The organism is Burkholderia sp. 9775_39 (assembly GCF_015712225.1).
Taxonomy (GTDB): domain Bacteria; phylum Pseudomonadota; class Gammaproteobacteria; order Burkholderiales; family Burkholderiaceae; genus Burkholderia; species Burkholderia cenocepacia.
Genome location: NZ_JACCQC010000001.1, coordinates 14,073 through 32,800 on the forward strand (window position 1 = coordinate 14,073; position 18,728 = coordinate 32,800).

At 69.8% G+C, this 18,728-nt stretch carries 6 protein-coding genes; 4 read left to right on the top strand and 2 right to left on the bottom strand.

Features of this window, described 5'->3' with window-relative positions:
• The first annotated feature begins 42 nt into the window (after window positions 1-42).
• The 3 genes from H0X90_RS00055 (at window position 43) to H0X90_RS00065 (ending at window position 3,215) form a co-directional block, all read left to right on the top strand.
• Window positions 43-1,398 carry a uracil-xanthine permease family protein gene (locus tag H0X90_RS00055; RefSeq protein WP_006483692.1) on the top strand — a complete coding sequence of 452 codons (1,356 nt, stop codon included), beginning with the start codon at window positions 43-45 and terminating at the stop codon, window positions 1,396-1,398.
• Between the two features lie 280 nt (window positions 1,399-1,678).
• A complete protein-coding gene (locus tag H0X90_RS00060; RefSeq protein WP_077190388.1) occupies window positions 1,679-2,200 on the top strand; it encodes a DUF2165 family protein in 522 nt (173 codons plus the stop codon).
• 79 nt (window positions 2,201-2,279) lie between these two features.
• Window positions 2,280-3,215 carry a tyrosine-type recombinase/integrase gene (locus tag H0X90_RS00065; RefSeq protein WP_077056889.1) on the top strand — a complete coding sequence of 312 codons (936 nt, stop codon included), beginning with the start codon at window positions 2,280-2,282 and terminating at the stop codon, window positions 3,213-3,215.
• A gap of 38 nt (window positions 3,216-3,253) precedes the next feature.
• Here H0X90_RS00065 and H0X90_RS00070 read toward each other — a convergent pair whose 3' ends face one another.
• Both H0X90_RS00070 and H0X90_RS00075 read right to left on the bottom strand, forming a co-directional pair.
• Entirely contained in the window at window positions 3,254-3,733 is a 480-nt protein-coding gene (locus tag H0X90_RS00070; RefSeq protein ID WP_006497823.1) for an RES family NAD+ phosphorylase, read from the bottom strand.
• Complete coding sequence (locus H0X90_RS00075) at window positions 3,730-4,185, bottom strand: antitoxin Xre/MbcA/ParS toxin-binding domain-containing protein (RefSeq protein WP_006480981.1); 456 nt, start codon at window positions 4,183-4,185, stop codon at window positions 3,730-3,732. The genes H0X90_RS00070 and H0X90_RS00075 overlap by 4 nt, the downstream gene beginning before the upstream one ends.
• Before the next feature lie 828 nt (window positions 4,186-5,013).
• Between H0X90_RS00075 and H0X90_RS00080 the strand changes: the two genes are divergently transcribed.
• Window positions 5,014-18,714 (top strand): LWXIA domain-containing protein, encoded by a 13,701-nt coding sequence (locus H0X90_RS00080; protein ID WP_077190384.1) that lies wholly within the window; start codon window positions 5,014-5,016, stop codon window positions 18,712-18,714.
• Window positions 18,715-18,728 lie beyond the last annotated feature (14 nt).

Sequence of the window (18,728 nt, forward strand, 5' to 3'; positions counted from 1 at the left end):
GGTTTCCGGCGATCGTCGCCGTTCGTTTTCGAGGGGCCTGCCGTGTCGCACGATCCGATTTCCCCGCCCGTCGATGCCCGGCTGCCCGCGTGGCAGCTCGCGCTGTTCGGGCTGCAGCACGTGCTGTCGATGGCCGCATCGCCGATCACGGCCGTCTTCCTGATCGCGAAAGTGCTCGCGCTGCCGGCCGACCTGACGGTCCAGCTGATCGGCGCGACGTTCTTCGCGTGCGGCATCGGCACGCTGCTGCAATCGCTCGGCGCCGGCCCGATCGGCGCGCGCATGCCGTTCGTGATGGTGCCCGGCGGCGCACCGACGATGCTGTTCGCGGGCATCGCCGCGCAATCGGGCCTGCCGACCGCGGCTGGCGCGGCGCTGCTCGCCAGCGCGTTCTACTGGGTGCTGTTGCCCGTCTTCACGCGCTGCCTGCGGCTCTTTCCGCGCATCGTCGTCGGCGCGATGCTGCTGCTCGTGTCGATCAACCTGATCCGGATCTACGCGACGATCGTCGTCGGGCAGCCCGGTTCGGCCGATTTCGCGCAGCCGCGCGCGCTCGGTCTCGCGCTCGCGACGATCGTCGCCACCGTCGTCGTCGCGGGCGCGTTCCGCGGCACGGCCGGGCGCCTCGCGGTGCTGATCGGGCTGATGGCCGGCGCGACGCTCGGCTGGGCGCTCGGCGCGATGCCCGCGCTCGCCGACGTGTGGCACGGGCCGCTCTTCACGCATCCGGTGTGGCTGCCGTTCGGCATGCCGCGTTTCGACGTGCTGGCCGCGCTGCCGCTGCTGATTTTCACCGCGATCTCGATGGCCGAGGCCACCGCGCAGACGGTCGCCGTCGGCGAAACGTGCGGCAAGCCGATTGCGCTCCGGCGCGACGTGCCGAAGACGATACGCGGCGATGCGCTCGCGTCGCTGGCCGGCGCGCTGTTCGGCACGCCGCTGATCGTGACCAGCGCCGAGAACATCGGCGTCGTGCAGACGACCGGCGTGCGCTCGCGCTACGTGACGGCCGCCGCCGGCGCGATGCTGATCGTCATCGCGCTGTTCGCGCCGCTCGCGCGGCTCGCGTATGCGATTCCGGCCGCCGTGGTCGGCGGCACCGCGCTGGTCGTATTCGCGATGATCGGCGTGATGGGCATCCGGCTGCTCGCGAGCGTCGACCTGCACGCGCGCGCGAACCAGTACACGCTCGCCGCCGCACTGGTGGTCGGCCTCGCACCGATCCTGGTGCCGAACCTGTATCGCCATTTCGGCGCACCCGTGCAGATCGTGCTCGGCAACGGCATGGCGGCCGGCACGCTCGCGGCGATCGCGACGCAACTGGCGTTCGCCGCGCTCGCGCGGCTGAACGGGCAGGCACACGCGGGTGCGGCTGCGGCGCCTTCGCACGACGCATAACGGCAGCGGCACGCACACGCGGCGCGCCGCTTGACGACGCCCGCGGATCGACCGACAATCGCCGCTCCCTCCTGGCGCGGGCACTCGATCCAGCCGGCGCGTGCGTCTCCTCGACGCCGCACCGGCTTCAGGTTTTCCAGTCCCGATCTCCGCGCCGCCGTGCACGCGCACGCTCTTCGACCGGCTTCGCCGGACACGCTTAACGCAGGTACCGCCCCTGAACGCCAGCGCATAGCCGCGCGGTCACGCTCGTGCCTGCCCGTTCACTTCGGAGTCCATGATGATCATTCGTCTTTCCAAGGCAGCCATGGTGCTGGCCATGGCCTTTTTCGCGTCGCTCGTCGCATTCGGCAACATCACCGACTACGCGACGAATTTCGCGTTCGTGCACCACGTCTTCCTGATGGATACCACCTTCCCGGGCAACGGGATCATGTATCGCGCGATCGACACGCCGTGGGTCCATCACGCCGGCTATATCGGCATCATTTCGATGGAAACGCTCACGGCCGTGCTGTGCTGGATCGGCGGCGCACGGCTGCTGCGCGCGCGACGCGCCGGCGATGCGGAATTCCGCACGGCCAAGGGCCATGCGGAATTCCGCATCGCCGGCCTGACGCTCGGCTTCCTCACGTGGCAGGTCGCGTTCATGTCGGTCGGCGGCGAATGGTTCGGGATGTGGATGTCGAAGCAATGGAACGGCGTGCCGGACGCGTTCCGGTTCTTCATCACGCTGCTGCTCGTGCTCGTCTACCTGACGATGAACAACGACGGCATCGACGACACGCGTCACGCGCACTGACGCGCCCGTTGCGTCGCGTGCCGGCCGACCGGACATCGGGACGATTGCCGGCGTCACCGCGTCCGGCTATAAAGCGGAGATGGACACGAATCGCTGGATCCACGACCCCGTCGGCGCGTTTCGCGTCTGGCAGGAAACCGCCGCGACCGGCGCCGGCCGCCGGCCGTTCGCGCCGCGCTCGGTCGTGCAGCATGTCGCGATGTTCGAGCGATTCCTGCGCCACCTGAGTGCGCAGCGCGTGTCGCTCGCCACGTTCGGGCCCGACCACGTCGCGGCCTTCCTCGCGGAACTCGACCGTACCTGCGCGCCCGGCACGTCGACGCGCGTGCGCTATGCGAAGCTGATCGACCGGCTCGGCCGGCATCTGGTCGACGCCGGCGTGCGGACGGTCCACCCGGCCGGCCGGTCGACGCGCGATCTCGCCTGGCCGGACGGCGAGCCCGAGCCGTGCTACCTGCCGCCCGATGCCGACGCGGCGCTGCAGCGCCATGTGCAGCCTCGAGCGGACGACACGCCGGCCGACTGCCGCAATCGCGCGATCGTCGCGCTGCTGCTCGCGAGCGGCATCACGTCGGCGGAAATTCGTGCGGCGACAGCCGACGCGCCCGAACTCGATGCGCGACCGCCGGTGTTGTCGGTGCCGCGCGATCGTGCGCGGCCGGCGCGCCGGATCGAACTCGCCGCGTTCGCGGTGGCGCCGCTCGCCGCATGGCGCGCGCGCTCGACCGACGCGCCGCCGTCGGCGCTGCTGTTTCCCGCGCCGCGCGGGGGGGCCATGAACGACATGTTCCTGCTGCTCGTCGTACGCGATGCGCTGAACGCGATCGCCTTTCGCGCAGCGGACATGAGCCCGCGCGTGCTGCGCAATACCTATGCGCGCCGCCAGTTGCTCGCCGGTCACGCGCATGCCGACGTCACGGCGATGCTCGGCCTCGCCAGCATGCGAACGGTCACGCGTATCCGGCAGACGCTGCCGCCCGATGCGGCCGCGGATCGCGCTGCCCACGAACGCTGATCGCGCGCCGCCGGCGCGAACGTTGTTCCGCCGGCGCGCTATTCGCCCGGCTTCGACTGGACCAGCCGCAGAATTCGCGTGTCGTATGGTGATTGCATCACTTCCGCGATGCGGATGTCGGACGCGGCCGGATGCAGCGGATTCAACAGGAAGTTGTGGGCGTGCGGCACGACGACGCTCGGCACGCGCAGCAGCGCGCTCGGCTGCGTGTGCAGCCACTCGGTGCCGGCGCTACGCGTCCAGTCGACGTTCGTTCGCCAGTCGTCCGGCGCATCGCCTTCGGCGATTTCGGCGACGTCCACCGAATCGGGCACCTCGATCCGCAGCAACTGGTACGCGCTCGGCAATTGCGCGACGGTGGCGATTTCGAAATGAACGAGCGTCTCGAGCAACGCGAGCGCCGGATGCTCGGCGAGATACACGACGGGTTGCCCGGCGAAATGCCAGCGGCCGCCGGCCCGCAACCCGCCGATGCCTTTCAGATCGGCGTAATTGCTGATCCGCCACAGCGTCGTCAAGCGAAGTACCCCTCGTCGATCTGCGTGAGGGCCTCTTCGACGAGCCGCGCACCATGCTCGGTGCTCGCCATGTCGAGCGACGTGCGGCCGCCGAAGCGCTGAAGCCCGTTGCGCAGCCACGCCATCGCCTTGTCCTGATCGCCGAACGTGGCCGTCGCCTGCGCGACGATGCGCGCGAGGCGGATCGCCTTGTCGGACTCTTCCGGCGACAGGCGTTCGTGCGCCTGGCGACGATGGCTCAGCGTGCGGCGCGGAATGATGAACGCCAGCTCGTCCGATTTCAGCCCGCGCTCGGACAGCCGGTCGATCACCGACACGTCGACGCGCGCGCTCGCCAGCTCGGCCAGATCGGCGCCCGAACGGACGCGGATCGCCAGCAGCTGCTCGAGAATCGTGAATTCGGCCTGCCGCGGATGAGCGACGCCCGAAGGATGAAAAGCGATGGTGCTCATAACCTCTCTCTGGCAATTTGCCCAATCATTATAGGCGTTTTGCCGGATGCTTGCGGATCGTCGAGTGGCGGAGCGGGCGACTGCGCTGGCAGGCCGGTATTTCGCGGTATGCGAATCGAAGATTCGCCTCGGGGAGGCGGGGCTCATATTCAGTATATAAAGTCGTCGATCCATGATGATCTGAAGTTGTCACGTAACAATTTCCCAACGGTGACCGAACGGAATGAAGGAAGCGCGCCGCTTCCCCGGCCGGTGCGTTGTCCGTCCTCGGTGTGACATAGCACTCGGCGAATTACACGTCGACCGCATGCTCCAGCAAGTCGACCGCGGCCCACCAGAGGTCGACGCGACCTAGCCAGATAGTGGCCAGCTATTGGCCCGCCGCGAAAGCGAATCACCCGCTGTATCGGTTCCTGTTCCCCCTCCCATCGATATCGATTCGACGCACTCGTGTCGCTGCACTCTCTCGCCCGCTTCCGGGCAGACAGCACGACCCCACAACACCCCCACCACCACCCATTACTTCGCATACCTGATCAAAAAAACGGAAAGCAAACGGTAAGACAGCATCCACCACCGAAAGCCAGCTGTAACACACGCCCTCGCCCGAATCGATGCGCAAACCGCCTCATCGCCCCGCGTCGGGTCCCGCGCACTATCGGTGCATGATCGCGTCTCGTAGCGATCCCCGGACCGTTCGTCTCGCCCTCGTCGCACGCTACGAATCGCCCCCGTGCCTGCCCCAACCGCTTCCGTACACTCGAAATCGCGCCATGCGGCGCTGGCGGCGTGCACCCTGCGTACGGCCGCGCCTGACGGGAGCCTTGCATGTTGTCCATCGATGGAATGGGTTTGGGGTTGAACTGGCAGCGTTTCCTGTCGCAAACGCTGGATCCCGACCTCGCCCCGAAACCGCCGCGCAATACGGACGGTACGTCCAACGACGGCCCGAACAACGGCCCGGCCAACCCGGTGAACCCGACCACCGTGCCGCCGATTTCCGTGCAGGCCGACCTCGGCACCGATCCGTCCAAGCCGACCAATGCCGAAATCGCGTCGGCCACCGCGCTGCTCCGGAACATGGCCGACCAGTATCGCGTCGCGCCGCCCGAGATCACCGTCGACAACGACACGACGCAAGCCGTCCAGCGCGTGATCCAGGACGCGCAGACCAGGTACGACGACGCGCAACACACGCTGCAAGGCGCGCAGGGCGTGCTGCGGATGACGAACCGCGACCCCGAAGCGACACCCGACGAGCGCAAGGCCGCGCGCGACAACTACACGAAGGCGCACGACGCGGCCGCCACCGCGCAACGCGAACTCGACGTCACGACCGACGCCGGCTACCGGATCCTGTACGGCGAACAGGCGAAAGCCGACCAGTACAGCGCCGACCCGAGCAACGACAAAATCGAGGGGCCGGCGCAGCAGCAGGCCGATGCGAAGCTCGCCGCGCTGCAGAAACTGTTTCCCGACCAGACCAAGGCGAATCCGAACTTCATCCCGCAGCAGGGCGATTGCAAGACGCCCGCCCAGGTCCAGGCCTACGACGACTGGCAGTCGGCGACGTCGACCGCGGTCACGGCGCAGGCGAAGTACTGGGCGGACGTCAGCAACGCGAATCTCGCCTATACGCAATTCCAGTCGTACATGGCCGACCCTGCCTACAAGGATGCGATCGATACCGGCGTCGGCAAGCTGAACGATGCGCTCGAGCCGCTGCAATTGCAGGTCGACCTGCCCGATCCGCCGCCCGCCGACGCGAACGGCAACGTCGACATGAACGCGGTGCAGGCCAATATCGCGCAGGCCGCGAAGATCGCCAATTACTCGAACGCGGCCTATGCGGCATCGCTCGACGCGCAGCAGGTCACGACGTTGCAGCAGGTCACGACGTTGCAGCAGAAATACGACGCCGACAGCGCGTGCCTGATCGGCTCGACGCCCGGCGCGACGAAAGACGACAAGGCCGCGCTCGATCGCGCGACGACGCAGGCGAACACGAGCGGCAGCTACATGCAGATGCTCGGCGCGCAGTTGACCGTCGACGACTTGCAGACCAAGTACGACACCGCGAAATCGGCATCCGACGACTGGCATATCGCGAATCCGCGCTCGCTGGACCCGCATCCGACCGTCGACGCCGACCTCGCCGCCGCGTCCGATGCGCTCGCACAGGCAAAGCAGAAGGCCAGCCTCGCGCACGACGGATTCGTCGTCGCGTACGGCCAGACGCTCGCGCAGCAGTATGACGACGCCGGCGCGCAGATCGATGCGCAGCTCAAGCCGAAGGTGCCGTTCGTGCTGCAGAACCCGACACCGACACTGTCGACGAATCCACCGCCGTCCACGACGCCGCCGTCCCCGTCGGCGCAGCCGTCGCCGTCGCTCAGCACGTCGCTGCCGAGCCCATCGAGCACCGCGAGTTCCGCGGCGCCGTCGACGACCCAGACGCCGACACCGTCGTCGTCGTTGAGCACGTCGGCGCCGCCCGCCGCGCTATCGACGTCGCTCCCGCCCACGACGCTGTTCACGAATCCGTCGTTCGTGCTGCAGCCGCCCGGCTCGAACACGTCCGTGCCGACCACCGCGACCGGCCAGACCGCCCTCGACGCGAAAAAGCTCCATGTCGTCGCGGGCGCGCTGCGCGCGGCCGACGGCCGCCTGTCCAACACGTTCAACGACGCGGCCGCGAAATTCCAGCTGGCGAACGCGAAGACGCAGGAAGGCGTGCTGAAGGGCAAGCTCGCGGACATGCAGAAAACCTACGACGACTGGTACGCGAACCACCCGACGCCGGTGCGCATGCGCGAGGTGAACGGCGACGAGATCCCGATGCCCACGCCGCGGCGGCCGAATCCGTACCAGGATCGGCTCGACGAGGCGCGCAACAACCTGCAGCAGGCCGACGCGACCATCAACAAGCTGCAGTTGCTGACCGAGATGTCGCGTCAGCAGGTGCTGCTCGACCAGTTCGATGCGAGCCTCGCCGAGAACCTGCGCAACCCGCAGAGCCAGGACGACAAGGATGCCTATTCGAAGGCGCTCGACGGCTTCTTCCGCGCGCACCAGGGCGAGCTGTCGCAATCGCTGCTCGACCAGGCGGGCGCGAGCACGAACAAGGCCGCGACGATCGATTTCGGCAAGCTGACCGACAACGAGCAGCGCAACCTGATCGGCACCGCGATCGGCCTCCCGCCCGACGTGCAGCCGTCGGCGGACACGGGCACGCCCACCGCGCCGGTCAACGACGACTCGGTGCGCTACACCGACAACGAAAAGCTCGACACGATCAACAAGGTGCGCGGCGAAATCCTCGAGCTCGGCGGCGGCAGCGGCACGCAGGTCAACATCCTGCCGCTGATCTACTCGGACAAGACGGCCGGGATGGTAACGAGCGCGCTCTTCAAGGTCACCGACAGCAAGGGCCACGTCCAGTACGTCGACGACACGTCGGCGAATTACGACAACATCGGCGACTACCTCGACAACAACCAGCTTGCGTCGAGCGGCACGCTCGATCTCGTGACCGGCTACGACGACAACGGGCACGCACAATTCCAGCAGAAGAGCGCGCATCACGACGACTGGTTCGACAGCGCGCTGAACACGCTGACCGGCGGCAAGGTGAATCTCGGGATGATGGGCCTCGGGCTGCTGATGGAAGGCGCCGGCGTGCTGCTCGACGCAACCGGCGTCGGCGTGTTCGCCGGCGGCGCGCTGAACTTCGCGGGCGGGCTGATGATGGATACGGCGATCGGCTCGAGCATGACGAAATCCGTGCTCGATATCGGCTCGCGCTGGGAACACAACCAGAGCATCAATCCGTTCACCGACGCCGGCGCGCGCGGCGACTGGCTCAACCTCGTACCGATGGGCGCGGCCGGCGCGGCGAAATTCGCGGGCTCGGAAGTCTTCGCCAAGACGGTCACCGCGCTGCGCTCGGCGAGGGCCGCGCGAATCAGCACCGCGATCGTGCGCGGCACCTCGCTCGCCACCGGCCTCGGCGCCGCCGGCGAAAGCTTCGTCGAAGCCGCTGTCGACTTCGCGCACGGGGACCGCGAGCACGGCTGGGACGCGCTCAAGTCCGGCTTCACGAACGTCGCGCTGATGGGCGCGGGCGGCGTGCGGGACCGCGTGGTCAACGCGACGGTGCGCGTCACCGGCCGGCCGGTGGTCGCCCGCTCGGCAGGCGGCGAGCGCATCTCGATCGACGGACAGCAACTGCAGAAGATCCTGAGCAGGAACGAGCCGTCGCAACTCGCGTTCGGCGCGACGCGCGCGTCGCTCGACGGCGTCGACATCAAGGTCGCGAAAGACGGCACGCTGATGGCGGGCGACAAGGTGCTCACCTACGACAACATGCCCGTGCGCGTGCTCGACTCGCTCAACAACAAGGACCTGAACCACCTGCCGCGCGGGACGTCGGTGATCCTCGGCGAGAACGGCGAACTGAGCATCGTCAAGCTGACCGGCAAGACCTGGACCGAAGGCACGAAGATCGATTCGGTCACGGAGACGGGCGACCGGCTGTCGTTCGGCAGCGACGGCGAAATCAACGCGCCGTCGAAGCTCGTCGCGAAAACGCCCGTCCCGTCGCGCAACGACCCGCGGCAACCGGCAAGCAACGACACGCCGCCGGCCGACAGCGCGCCGCGCACCACGCCCGCCAACGAAGCCGCGGCGCGCGCCACCGCAGCGAACGACACGGCCACCGCGACCACGGCCGCCAGCGCACGCAACGCGCAGCACACGAGCGAAGCGCAGGCCGCGCGCGACGAGAACCAGCAGGAAACGCGCGCGTCCGATTCGCATGTCGCCGCGCAGAATCGCCGCAGCAGCGACCTGCGCGCGGCGCACGATCCGGCCGTCGCGCGGACGCCCGGCGCACCCGGCGCGGGCGCGCTCGAGGAACCGGCCAGCGTCGCGCCGCGCACGCCGGTCCGCGTGATCGACCTGACCGACGCCGAACCGGCCTCCCGGCCCGCGACGCGCGACCCGGCCGGCGTGTCGGTACCGCGCGGCCCGTCGGTCGAGGCGCTCGACCATGGCGAGCACACGCTCTTGATCGTGCGCAACGGCGAGGACCCGGCGGCCGCCCGGCCCGACGCCGCGCGGCCGCGCGCGGCGGGCGAGCTGCCCGCCGACGTCGCGGAACCGATCGTCGTCATCGCCGATGCCGCGGACGCGCACGTCGCCCCCGAACTCGCGAACCGCTGGCAGCGGCCGGTATTCGCGGCCGCGCCGGATGCCCTGCACGCCGACGGCACGCTGCGCGCCGATGCGCCGCTGACGCGCTACCTGCCCGCCCCCGACGCCGCGGCGGCCGGCGGCCGCGTCGTCGGCACGAACGCGCAGGCGGCCCACGCCGACGCGGCGGGCGTCGTCGAAGCCGACGCGCCTGCGGCGGATCCGGACGCGCCCGCCGCGCGCCGCGCGCCACGCCCCGTGAACGACGACACCGTCGTCGTGCTCGCGTCGACCCGGCGCAACGTCGCCGACCCCGACACGCATGCCGCCGTGCCGCAGCCGCCCGCGCGCGCGGCGCGTGCGCTGGACGGCGCATTCAGCGCGCCCAACCGCATCCTCGTGCTCGTCAAGCCGGCCGAACGCGCCCCCACGCAAGCGGCGAACGATGCACGCGAGGCAGCCGCGCCCAAGCCGGCCCGGGACGCACGAACCCAGGACCACGCGCTCCCGGCCGCCGCCCACCCGGACACCACCGAAGCGCCGGCGGACCCGTCGCTTGCCGGCCCGGGCCTGTTCACGCGGCTGCAGATGCGCTTCGGCGGCGCGCCGCTGCCGGACGCGGTCCACGCGCTCGCGCAGCAATCGGGCACGCTCACGCAGCAGTTGCGGATGCTGAGCGACGCCGGCTGGCGCGTGAGCCTCGGCAAGCGCGGCGGCGGCAGCCGGATCGATCCGAAGCGGCGCCGCGTGACGATCGACGGCGCGCTGCACGATTCGGGCAGCATCACCTATACGCTCGCGCACGAGGCGAAGCATGCGGTCGAGGCGATCGACGGCACACTGGATTCGCTCGACTACAGCGGCCGCAGCCGCTTCACGCGCAAGGCGCTCGAAGCCGAAGCGCGCGCCCAGATCAACGCGTTCGAAGCGCGCTACGAGATCGATCTCGCGGGCGGCGGCGACATCGCGGCGAACACGACGCTGCCCGATGCGCTGCAGCACGAGGCCGACCGCTGGTCGCCATCGAGCGACTATGCGGGCACGGTCGAGCGGCTCGCCGACGCGTTCGCCGATGCGCCGGTGTCGGGCCGCCGCGGCGAGACGTACCAGGCGTTTTACGACGGCATCTGGGACAAGCAGAAGCGCCACGGCGGCGCCCCGCGCCGGATGCCGGCGCCGCACACGACCGAAGGGACCGGTGGCGCGCACCTGCCGCGCACGCTCGAGGAACAGGTGCGGTGGAGCGTCGCGCATGCGGAAACGATCTCGCCGTTCGCCGAACGCGGGCGTCACGAGCCGCGGCAGATGACGCTGCGGATGCTGGACGAACGCACGTCGTCGGGAACCGAGGAACCGGTGACGATCATTCGCGGCCGAACCGACGCCACGGGCCAACTGCTCGACGCACACGGCCGCCCCGCGCAGCACGTGCCGTTTTCGATCGCGCACTTCCTCGCCGGCACGTCGACCAGCGCCGGCACCGGCCGCGCGCTGGTCCTCGCGGCCGACGACGGACACGCGGCCGCGGCATGGCTCACGAACACCTGGCAACGGCCGGTCTACGTGCCGGACGGCGGCACGATCCGCGCGTTCGACGCGGCCATGCGCAACCCGGGGAGCCAGCGGCCCGAGGCGCGATTCGACCACGTCCCCACGTGGACCCGCTATGCGCCGTCGCCGCGCGAGCGGATCGACTACGGCGAACTGGCCGTCGACGCGCACGGCCTCTACGTCGCGGGCGATCCGTCACGGCGACTGGACCCGCAAGCGCTGATCGGGCCGTTCCTCGGCGCCGGCATCGAAAAGAGCGTGTTCGAACTCGGCAAGCGCAACGCGATCGGCCTGTACGACGTCGATCCATCGAGGCCGCGCGACGGCCAGCTCGCGAATCATTACGACGCGCTCGACACCGAACGCACCGGGCTCGACCTGCTGCGCCGCTACGGCATGCGCACGCTGACCATCGACGGCCCGTTCTCGGTCGGCAACCGGATCGGGATCCTCTACCATCCGCTCGCCGAACTCAGCAGCCGTGCCATCTCGCTCGGCGCGTTGCCGTCACGTATCACGCACGACTCGATGCAACAGCTTGCCGCGATGCGCGAAATCGTCGAGCGCGATGGCCTGGTGTTCGATTTTCAGGGGGTGGTCGACGCGCGCGGCGAGTTCTACTTCAGCGACCCGGCCACGATATTCCGCACCGATGACCGCGAGGAAATCGACGCCACGCTCGAGGAAATCGACACCGTGATCGCGCCGCTCGAACGCGGCATCCGCACTGGCAGCATCGCGCTCGCGCATCCGGCGATCAGCGAATCGCTGCCGGACGGCGCGTTCATCCAGAAGCCGTCGCGCTTCACGCGGATCCGGATGTGGTTCGGCGGCGCGCCGCTGCCCGACGCCGCCTATGCGCTCGCCGGCCGGTCGAGCCTGCTTGCCGACCAGTTGCGCCTGCTGAAATCGGATGGCTGGCAGGTCGTGTGGGGCCGCGCGGGACGCGGCAGCCGCACCGACGTCGAGCAGCGCCGGATCGTGGTCGACGGCGGCCTGCGCGGCACCGGCACGCTCGTCTACACGCTCGCGCACGAAGCCGGCCACGCGGCCGACGTGTCGAACGACCGGCTCGGCCTCGATACCAGCAGCCCGGAAGCGTACGTGCAAAGCACGCTGCTCGCCGAAGCGCGCGCGCAGGCCAACGCGTTCGCGGTGCGCAAGCAGATCCTCGAATCGACCGGCGTCGACATCGCCGAGCACGCGGTGCTGCCCGATGCGATCGCGCGCGAAGCCGATCACGTGATGCCGGGCGACGACGCCGGCCTCGCGCGCCTCGCCGACGCATTCGGCAATGCCCCCGTATCCGGCCGCGACGGCGAACACTACCGTGCGTTCTACGGCAGCACATGGGACCGCCAGCAGCAGCCGGGCAACGCAGCGCTGCGCATGCCCGCGCCGCACACGGCCGAATCGTCCGGCGGCAGCGGCGGCGCTCGGCTGCCGCGCACGCTCGACGAACAGGCGCAGTGGAGCCACGCGCACGCGGACCGTGCATCGCCGTTTCCGCGCCGCTGGTTCGGCGGCGGCTCGCCGACACTGTCCTTCTCGCGCCACGGTCCGGTGTCCTATGCGAACGGCGAACCGCTGACGCTCGTCCATGCGCGAACCGACGCAGCCGGCGGCCTGCTGGACGCACGTGGCAACCCCGCCACGCCGGTCGACTATTCGATCGACCATCGCCATGCGTTCACGCCCGCACGGGCCGGCGCCCCCATCGTGCTCGCGGGCGAAGGCGGGGCCGCACACGCCGCGTGGCTCGCGAACCTGTGGCAACGCACGATCTACGTGCCCGACAGCGGCACGGTCCGCACGCTCGGCGAACCGCGCGACGAGGGCACGCAGCGCATGCGGTTCGGCGGCCCGCGCGCATGGACGCGCTACACGCCGTCGCCGCGCGAACGGATCGACGCGGGCGCGCTCGCCGTCGACGAACACGGGCTGCACGTCGCCGGCGATCCGGCGCGGCGCGCCGATCCCGATGCGCTGCTCGGCCCGTTCCTCGGCGCGGGCACCGCGAAGGCGGTATTCGAACTCGGCAAGCGCAACGCGATCGGCGTGTTCGACGCCAGCGGCGACAAGGCCCGCACGATGCTCGCCCACGAAAACCGCGGGCTCGAGCAGTTGACGCAGCTCGGCATGCGCACGGTCACGGTCGACGGGCCGTTCACGTACCACGGGCGCGTCGCGGTGCTGTACAGCCCGCTGGCCGAACTCGGCAGCCTCGACGTGATGCACGGCATCCTGCCGAAGCGCGTGACGCGCGAATCGATGCGCCAGCTCGCCACGATGCGCGAGCTGGCCGCGCGGCACGGCCTGTCGTTCGATTTCGAGGGCCTGTTCGATGCGAACGGCGAGTTCCACTTCAGCGACCCGTCCGTCCTGATCCCGCATCCGGACCCGGCAACCAACCGCACGCCCGGGATGATCGACGCCGTCATCCAGCCGCTCGAACGCGGCATCGCCAGCGGCCACGTCGAACTCGCGCACCCGCTGATCAGCGAATCGCTGCCGGACGGCGCGTTCGTGCAGAAACCGTCGCGCTTCACGCGGATCCGGACGTGGTTCGGCGGCGCGCCGCTACCCGACGCCGCGTACGCGCTGGCCGACCAGTCGAGCCTGCTCGCCGCGCAACTGCGGCTGCTGAACCCCGGCCGCTGGCAGATCGTGCAGGGCCGCGCGGGCGCCGGCAGCAAGGTCGATGCCGAACAGCGCCGGATCGTGATCGACGGCGGCCTGCGCAACGCCGGCACGATCGTCTACGTGCTCGCCCACGAGCTCGGTCATGCGGTCGACGTGGCGACGAACCGGCTCGACCTCGACACCAGCAGCCCCGACGCATACGCGGAAAGCGCGCTGCGCGCCGAGGCGCGCGCGCAGGCCAACGCGTTCGCGGTGCGCAAGCAGATCCTCGAATCGACCGGCATCGACATCGCCGCGCACGCGGTACTGCCCGACGCGATCGCGCGCGAAGCCGACCATGTGATGCCGGGCGACGCGGCCGGCCTCGCGCGCCTCGCCGACGCGTTCGGCAACGTGCAGACGTCGCTGCCCGGCAACCCCGTCTATCGGGCGCTGTACCGCACGCAGGCCGAGCAGGCGCTGCGCGACGGCGAGGCCGGGCGAGCCGGCGCCATGCCGCGGACGATGCCGTCGATGATGATGTGGCCGATGGACCCGTCGTCGTTCCTGCCGGCCGCCCCCGTGCTTGCGCCCGAGGCCCGCGCGGCCGACTGGCTCGACGCGCACGGCAAGCGCGATCTGAAGCGCATCGACGGCACGCAACTGGCCGACATCCGCGACCTCGCGCAATACGCGGGCCCCAACGCCCACGTGCTGATCGCGAAGCACGCCGACCGGCCGGCGGACGACGGCACGCATCCGCAACCCGAATTCGTCGCGAGCCTGACGACCGATGCGCACGGCCAGCCCGGTCAGGTCGAATCGACCGATCCGGGCGGCGCGCCGTCGCACGACTTGCGCGACGCGCTCTATCCGGGCACGCGTCCGCGCAAGCGCAGCGGCAGCGCGACGCCGCATGAAGCGCGTGCGCAATTCGACTTCTACCTGTCGCCGGTGTCGCTCGACGAGCTGCGGCAATTCGGCGGCGCGGCGAAGGTCGAAGCCGTCGACTCGAAACGCGTATGGAATGCCGAGCCTTCCGGCGACGCGCCTGCGCAGGAGGTCGTCGAGCAGATCGGCGCACTCGCCGGCGCGCCGCAATTCAAGCGGCCCAAGGCGGCCGCGAAGGTCGCCGACGACAGCACGACGATCTTCGCGGTCGACCGGAAAACCGGCAAGGTGCTCGGCTACGCCGTGCCCAAGCAAGGCGGCAGCGGCTGGGCGTATCACGAGAAAACCTCGGTCGGCGATGCATCGATCGCCGAACAGGATCTCGGCGCCGCATTCCGCCGCCGCGCCCGCGGCCTGCCCGACGGACGGCGCGGCGTCGTGTTCGTCCCGTCGTCGCTGCCGGAATCGGTGGTATCCCGCTATGGCGGCTTCGCGCCGGCCGAGCGGGCGTTGCCGATCGCCGAGCAAAAGCCGCCGTCGATGAAAACGAGCGACCGCGTGCAGCGCCGGCTCGGCAAGCTTCAGTCGAGAGGCAAGCCGCCGGCCGGCGCGACATCGCTCGCCAACCCGTGGGTCGCGCCGAACCTGCTGCCGAAATCGGCTGACGACGTGCACGATTTCAACGGCGCGAACACGCTGCACCTGCGGCGCGTGATCGATCTCGGCCAGGTCGGCCCGGAATACTTCATCTACGTCTACGGCACGGAAGGCGCGCTGATCGACACGCTGCATCAGCCTGACGGCCTCCTCGCGACCCGCGACGGCACGTTGCAATGGTTCGACGATGCCGCGCATTTCGCCGACGAGCGCAAGCCCGGCGTCGATCTCGACAGGACCAAGATCGGCGGCGGTCCGGACGGCTCGGACCGGCACTTTCTCGTGACGCGGCTCGACCCGGCGGAATTCGATGCACGCACGAAGCCGACGCAGGTCGCGGCCTATGCGCTGAAACAAGCGGAACTCGACAAGCAGTTGCAGAAGGCCGCCGCGGAATCGTCCGCGCCGTTCGGCGAACTGCGGCGCCGCATCGCGGCCGAACTGGCGGCCGCGAAGCACCAGCAGGCCACACTTGCCGGCGATCCCGCGTCCGGCACGGCGTCCGCCAATCCGCCCGCGAAACCGAACAAGGCTGCGCGCGGCAAGGGCAAGAAAGGCAGCCGGAACGCGCCGGCGGCGCCCGCACCGGCCGCGTCGCCGGCGCCGCAGGCCGCGCCGGCCGGCAAGCCGTTCAGCATCAAGACCTATCAGCCGGGCCTGACGAGCGCGACGGTCGCCGAATGGATCCTCCGCTTCGGCAAGGCGAAGCTCGACGACTGGTTCCCGGAGCACGAGCGCGTGAAGGCGTTCGCGGGCCGCACCGGCGAGCCGCTCGACCTCGGCGCGACACGCCAGGTCATGATGGCCGACAGCGTGATGATGAAGGCGCTCGGCATCCCGTTGCGGCTCGCGCGCGATGTGTCGAGCATGCCGTGGCGCGGCCCGCTGTCGCGACCCGACCATGCGGCGAACCTGGTGTCGCGCCATGCGAAGCGCGCGATCACCTATCTGTCGATCGCACGCGCCGCGGACCGGCACGCGTTGCAGGCCTATGCCCGCGCGAAGGCCGAGCTCCAGGATCGCCTCGCGCTGATGGCGCGCGGCTTCACGTTGCGCGACGACCCCGCCGAAATGCTCGCGCTCGTGAAGCGCTATGGCGGGGCGATGCCGGCCGTATCCGTCGCGGTCGATCCGTATTCGCTGGCCGCCGCGCTCGGCCGGAAACACGACCCCGCGTTCATCCGCCGCGTGCGCGAACTCGGCAAGCTCGACAACGCGCAGTTCGACGAAGCGAACGCGCGGATCGACATCGTCGGCACGGGCCGCCATCTCGAACTCGACGACCTCGACCACCTGTTCAAATGGCTCGATGCGGCGTCCGAAGGCGGCTTCGTGCTGCGCCTCGAAACCGCGCCGTCGCGCGCGCTCGTGTCGGCCGAGGACCAGCGCACGCTGGCTGGCACCAACGATGCGTACCACGACTACGTGCGCACGTTCGACGCGCTCGAAACGTGGGCGCGGCAGCACACCGGCAAAACCGCGCCGCATGTGATGGTGACGTTCCACGGCTGGGACGCCGTGCTCGAACCGGCGCCCGGCGACGGCCACCTGAAGCTCGTCGAGGCCGTGCTCGACTGCAAGGAACTCGACTGGGTTCATCTCGGGCTGTCGTATGCGACGCATGGCTCGGACTTCGTCGCGAATCAGGATCTGACCGCCGCCCTCGCCCGCACGCTCGTCGACTACAAGCTGCATGCACCCGACAAACTCGCGCGCCTGCACGGCGCCGATGCGCTCACGCGCGTGTTCGAACGGGTCGGCGCGCAAACGCTCGCGAACCAGCATCAGGTGCTGTTCGCCGAAGTCGAACGCGTCGGCCTCGCGAACAAGATGACACCCGACGAGCTCGCGCAATTGCGCGCCGACCTGTACGAAGGCCATACGACCGCGCTGATGGACCGCGCACGGCAGGCGACGATCACTTATGCGCAGGAGAACTACTGGAACAGCACCGCACCCGCCAACCGGGCCGAGCTGCGCGCACGCGATGCCGGCAAGCGCTGGCTGAACCAGTACGGCAAGCCCGCTACCGAACGCAAGATGGGTGCGCATGCGAACCCGAATGCATCGAGCACCGCGTTCTGGCGCGCGGTGGCCGCCGATCCGAAGCTCGCGATCGACGAGACCAAGCCCGTCCTCGTGAACCGCGACATCGTCGCACAGCCGAGCCACCAGCTCGGCAACCCGCAGGAAGCCGCGCTCGCGCAGCTCAATGCGCTGCGCGTCCACCGCCCGTCGTTCGGCAAGCGCGACTGGGCGTGGTCGCTCGGCTTCGGCGGCACGGTGGCCGGCGCCAGCTCGCTCGTCGCGCTGAACGTGTTCAACGGCATGACCGTGATGAGTTCGGATGCGCTGACCCACGCGAACACCGCACTGTTCGTCGGCGCGCGTGCAGGCCGCGTGTTCGGCGCGATGCACCAGGGCGCGGTGCAGAGCCTGCAGAGCGGCGATCCACGCGCGGTGCACGACGTGCTCGACCGCCTGCAGCGCTCGCTTGCGCAGCAGCTGACCGCGCCGGTACACGGCTACAACCCGGCGCGGCTCCAACAGCTCGACCTGCTGACGAACGAAACCCGCGTGAAGGCGACCCACCTGGTCGACATGCATCGCCAGGGGCTCATCGGCTTCGACGATGCGGCCGCGCAGATCAGGGAACTGTCGGTCGACCTGCTCGCGAACATGCAGGGCATGGTCGGCGGCACGTCGCTCGCGCAACTGCATCACGGCAATTCCCGCCGGCTGCTCGGCCTCGTCGGACGCGGCAGCGCGATCGTCGGCTATTCGGGGACGATCGCCGTCGGCGTGCACGGGCTGATGACCACGCCGACCGTCGCGGGCGCGCTGACGACCGCGAGCGCGGCGCTCGCCGCGACGTATTCGGGCCTCGTCTATGCGGTGAGCGCGCACCGCGTGAACGCGGACAAGCGCAGCCGCGTCGTGCGCCTGATCGACTCGACGTCGGATTTCGTCGGCGTCGCGAGCGGCGTCGCGGGCTCGATCGCGCAATACGACAAAGGTCACTACGGGCTCGCGGCAACGGCCGCGACGTCGACGTTGATGCTGCTCGGCGCGCGCCTGAACACGCATTTCCCGAACGCGACGCGCTGGGTCAGGAAATATCCGACCGCGCTGATCCTCGTGCCGATCGGAATCTGGGGCTTCACGCAATTGCAGAACCTGTTCTTCGGCCCGCCGTCGGGCGGCTCGGGCTCGTCGCCGCACAAGCCGCAGTCGACGCCGGCATCGCCGTCGCCATCACATCAGCCGCCGCAACCGACCGCCGGCGCGCCGACGGCCGGCCTCGCGCCGGGCACTACCGCAACGCAACCACCCGGGACCGGCACGACGGGCACTACGGCGCCCGCTCAGCCCGCCGCGCCGCCGTCGTCGGCCGCGCAGCCGACCATCGTCGTGGCCGGCGATTCGCTGTGGGTGATCGCCGACGCGCATCGCCAGTCGCTGCTCGACGCCGCGCACGTGTCGCAGCACGACCGCAACGCGATGACGCGCGACCAGCAGGATGCGCGCGCGCTGAACGAGATCCTGCAGCTGAATCCGGGCCTGGCGTCGGCGCCGAACGTGCTGCATGTCGGGCAGTCGATCAACGTCGGCTGATGCGCGGTCGCCCG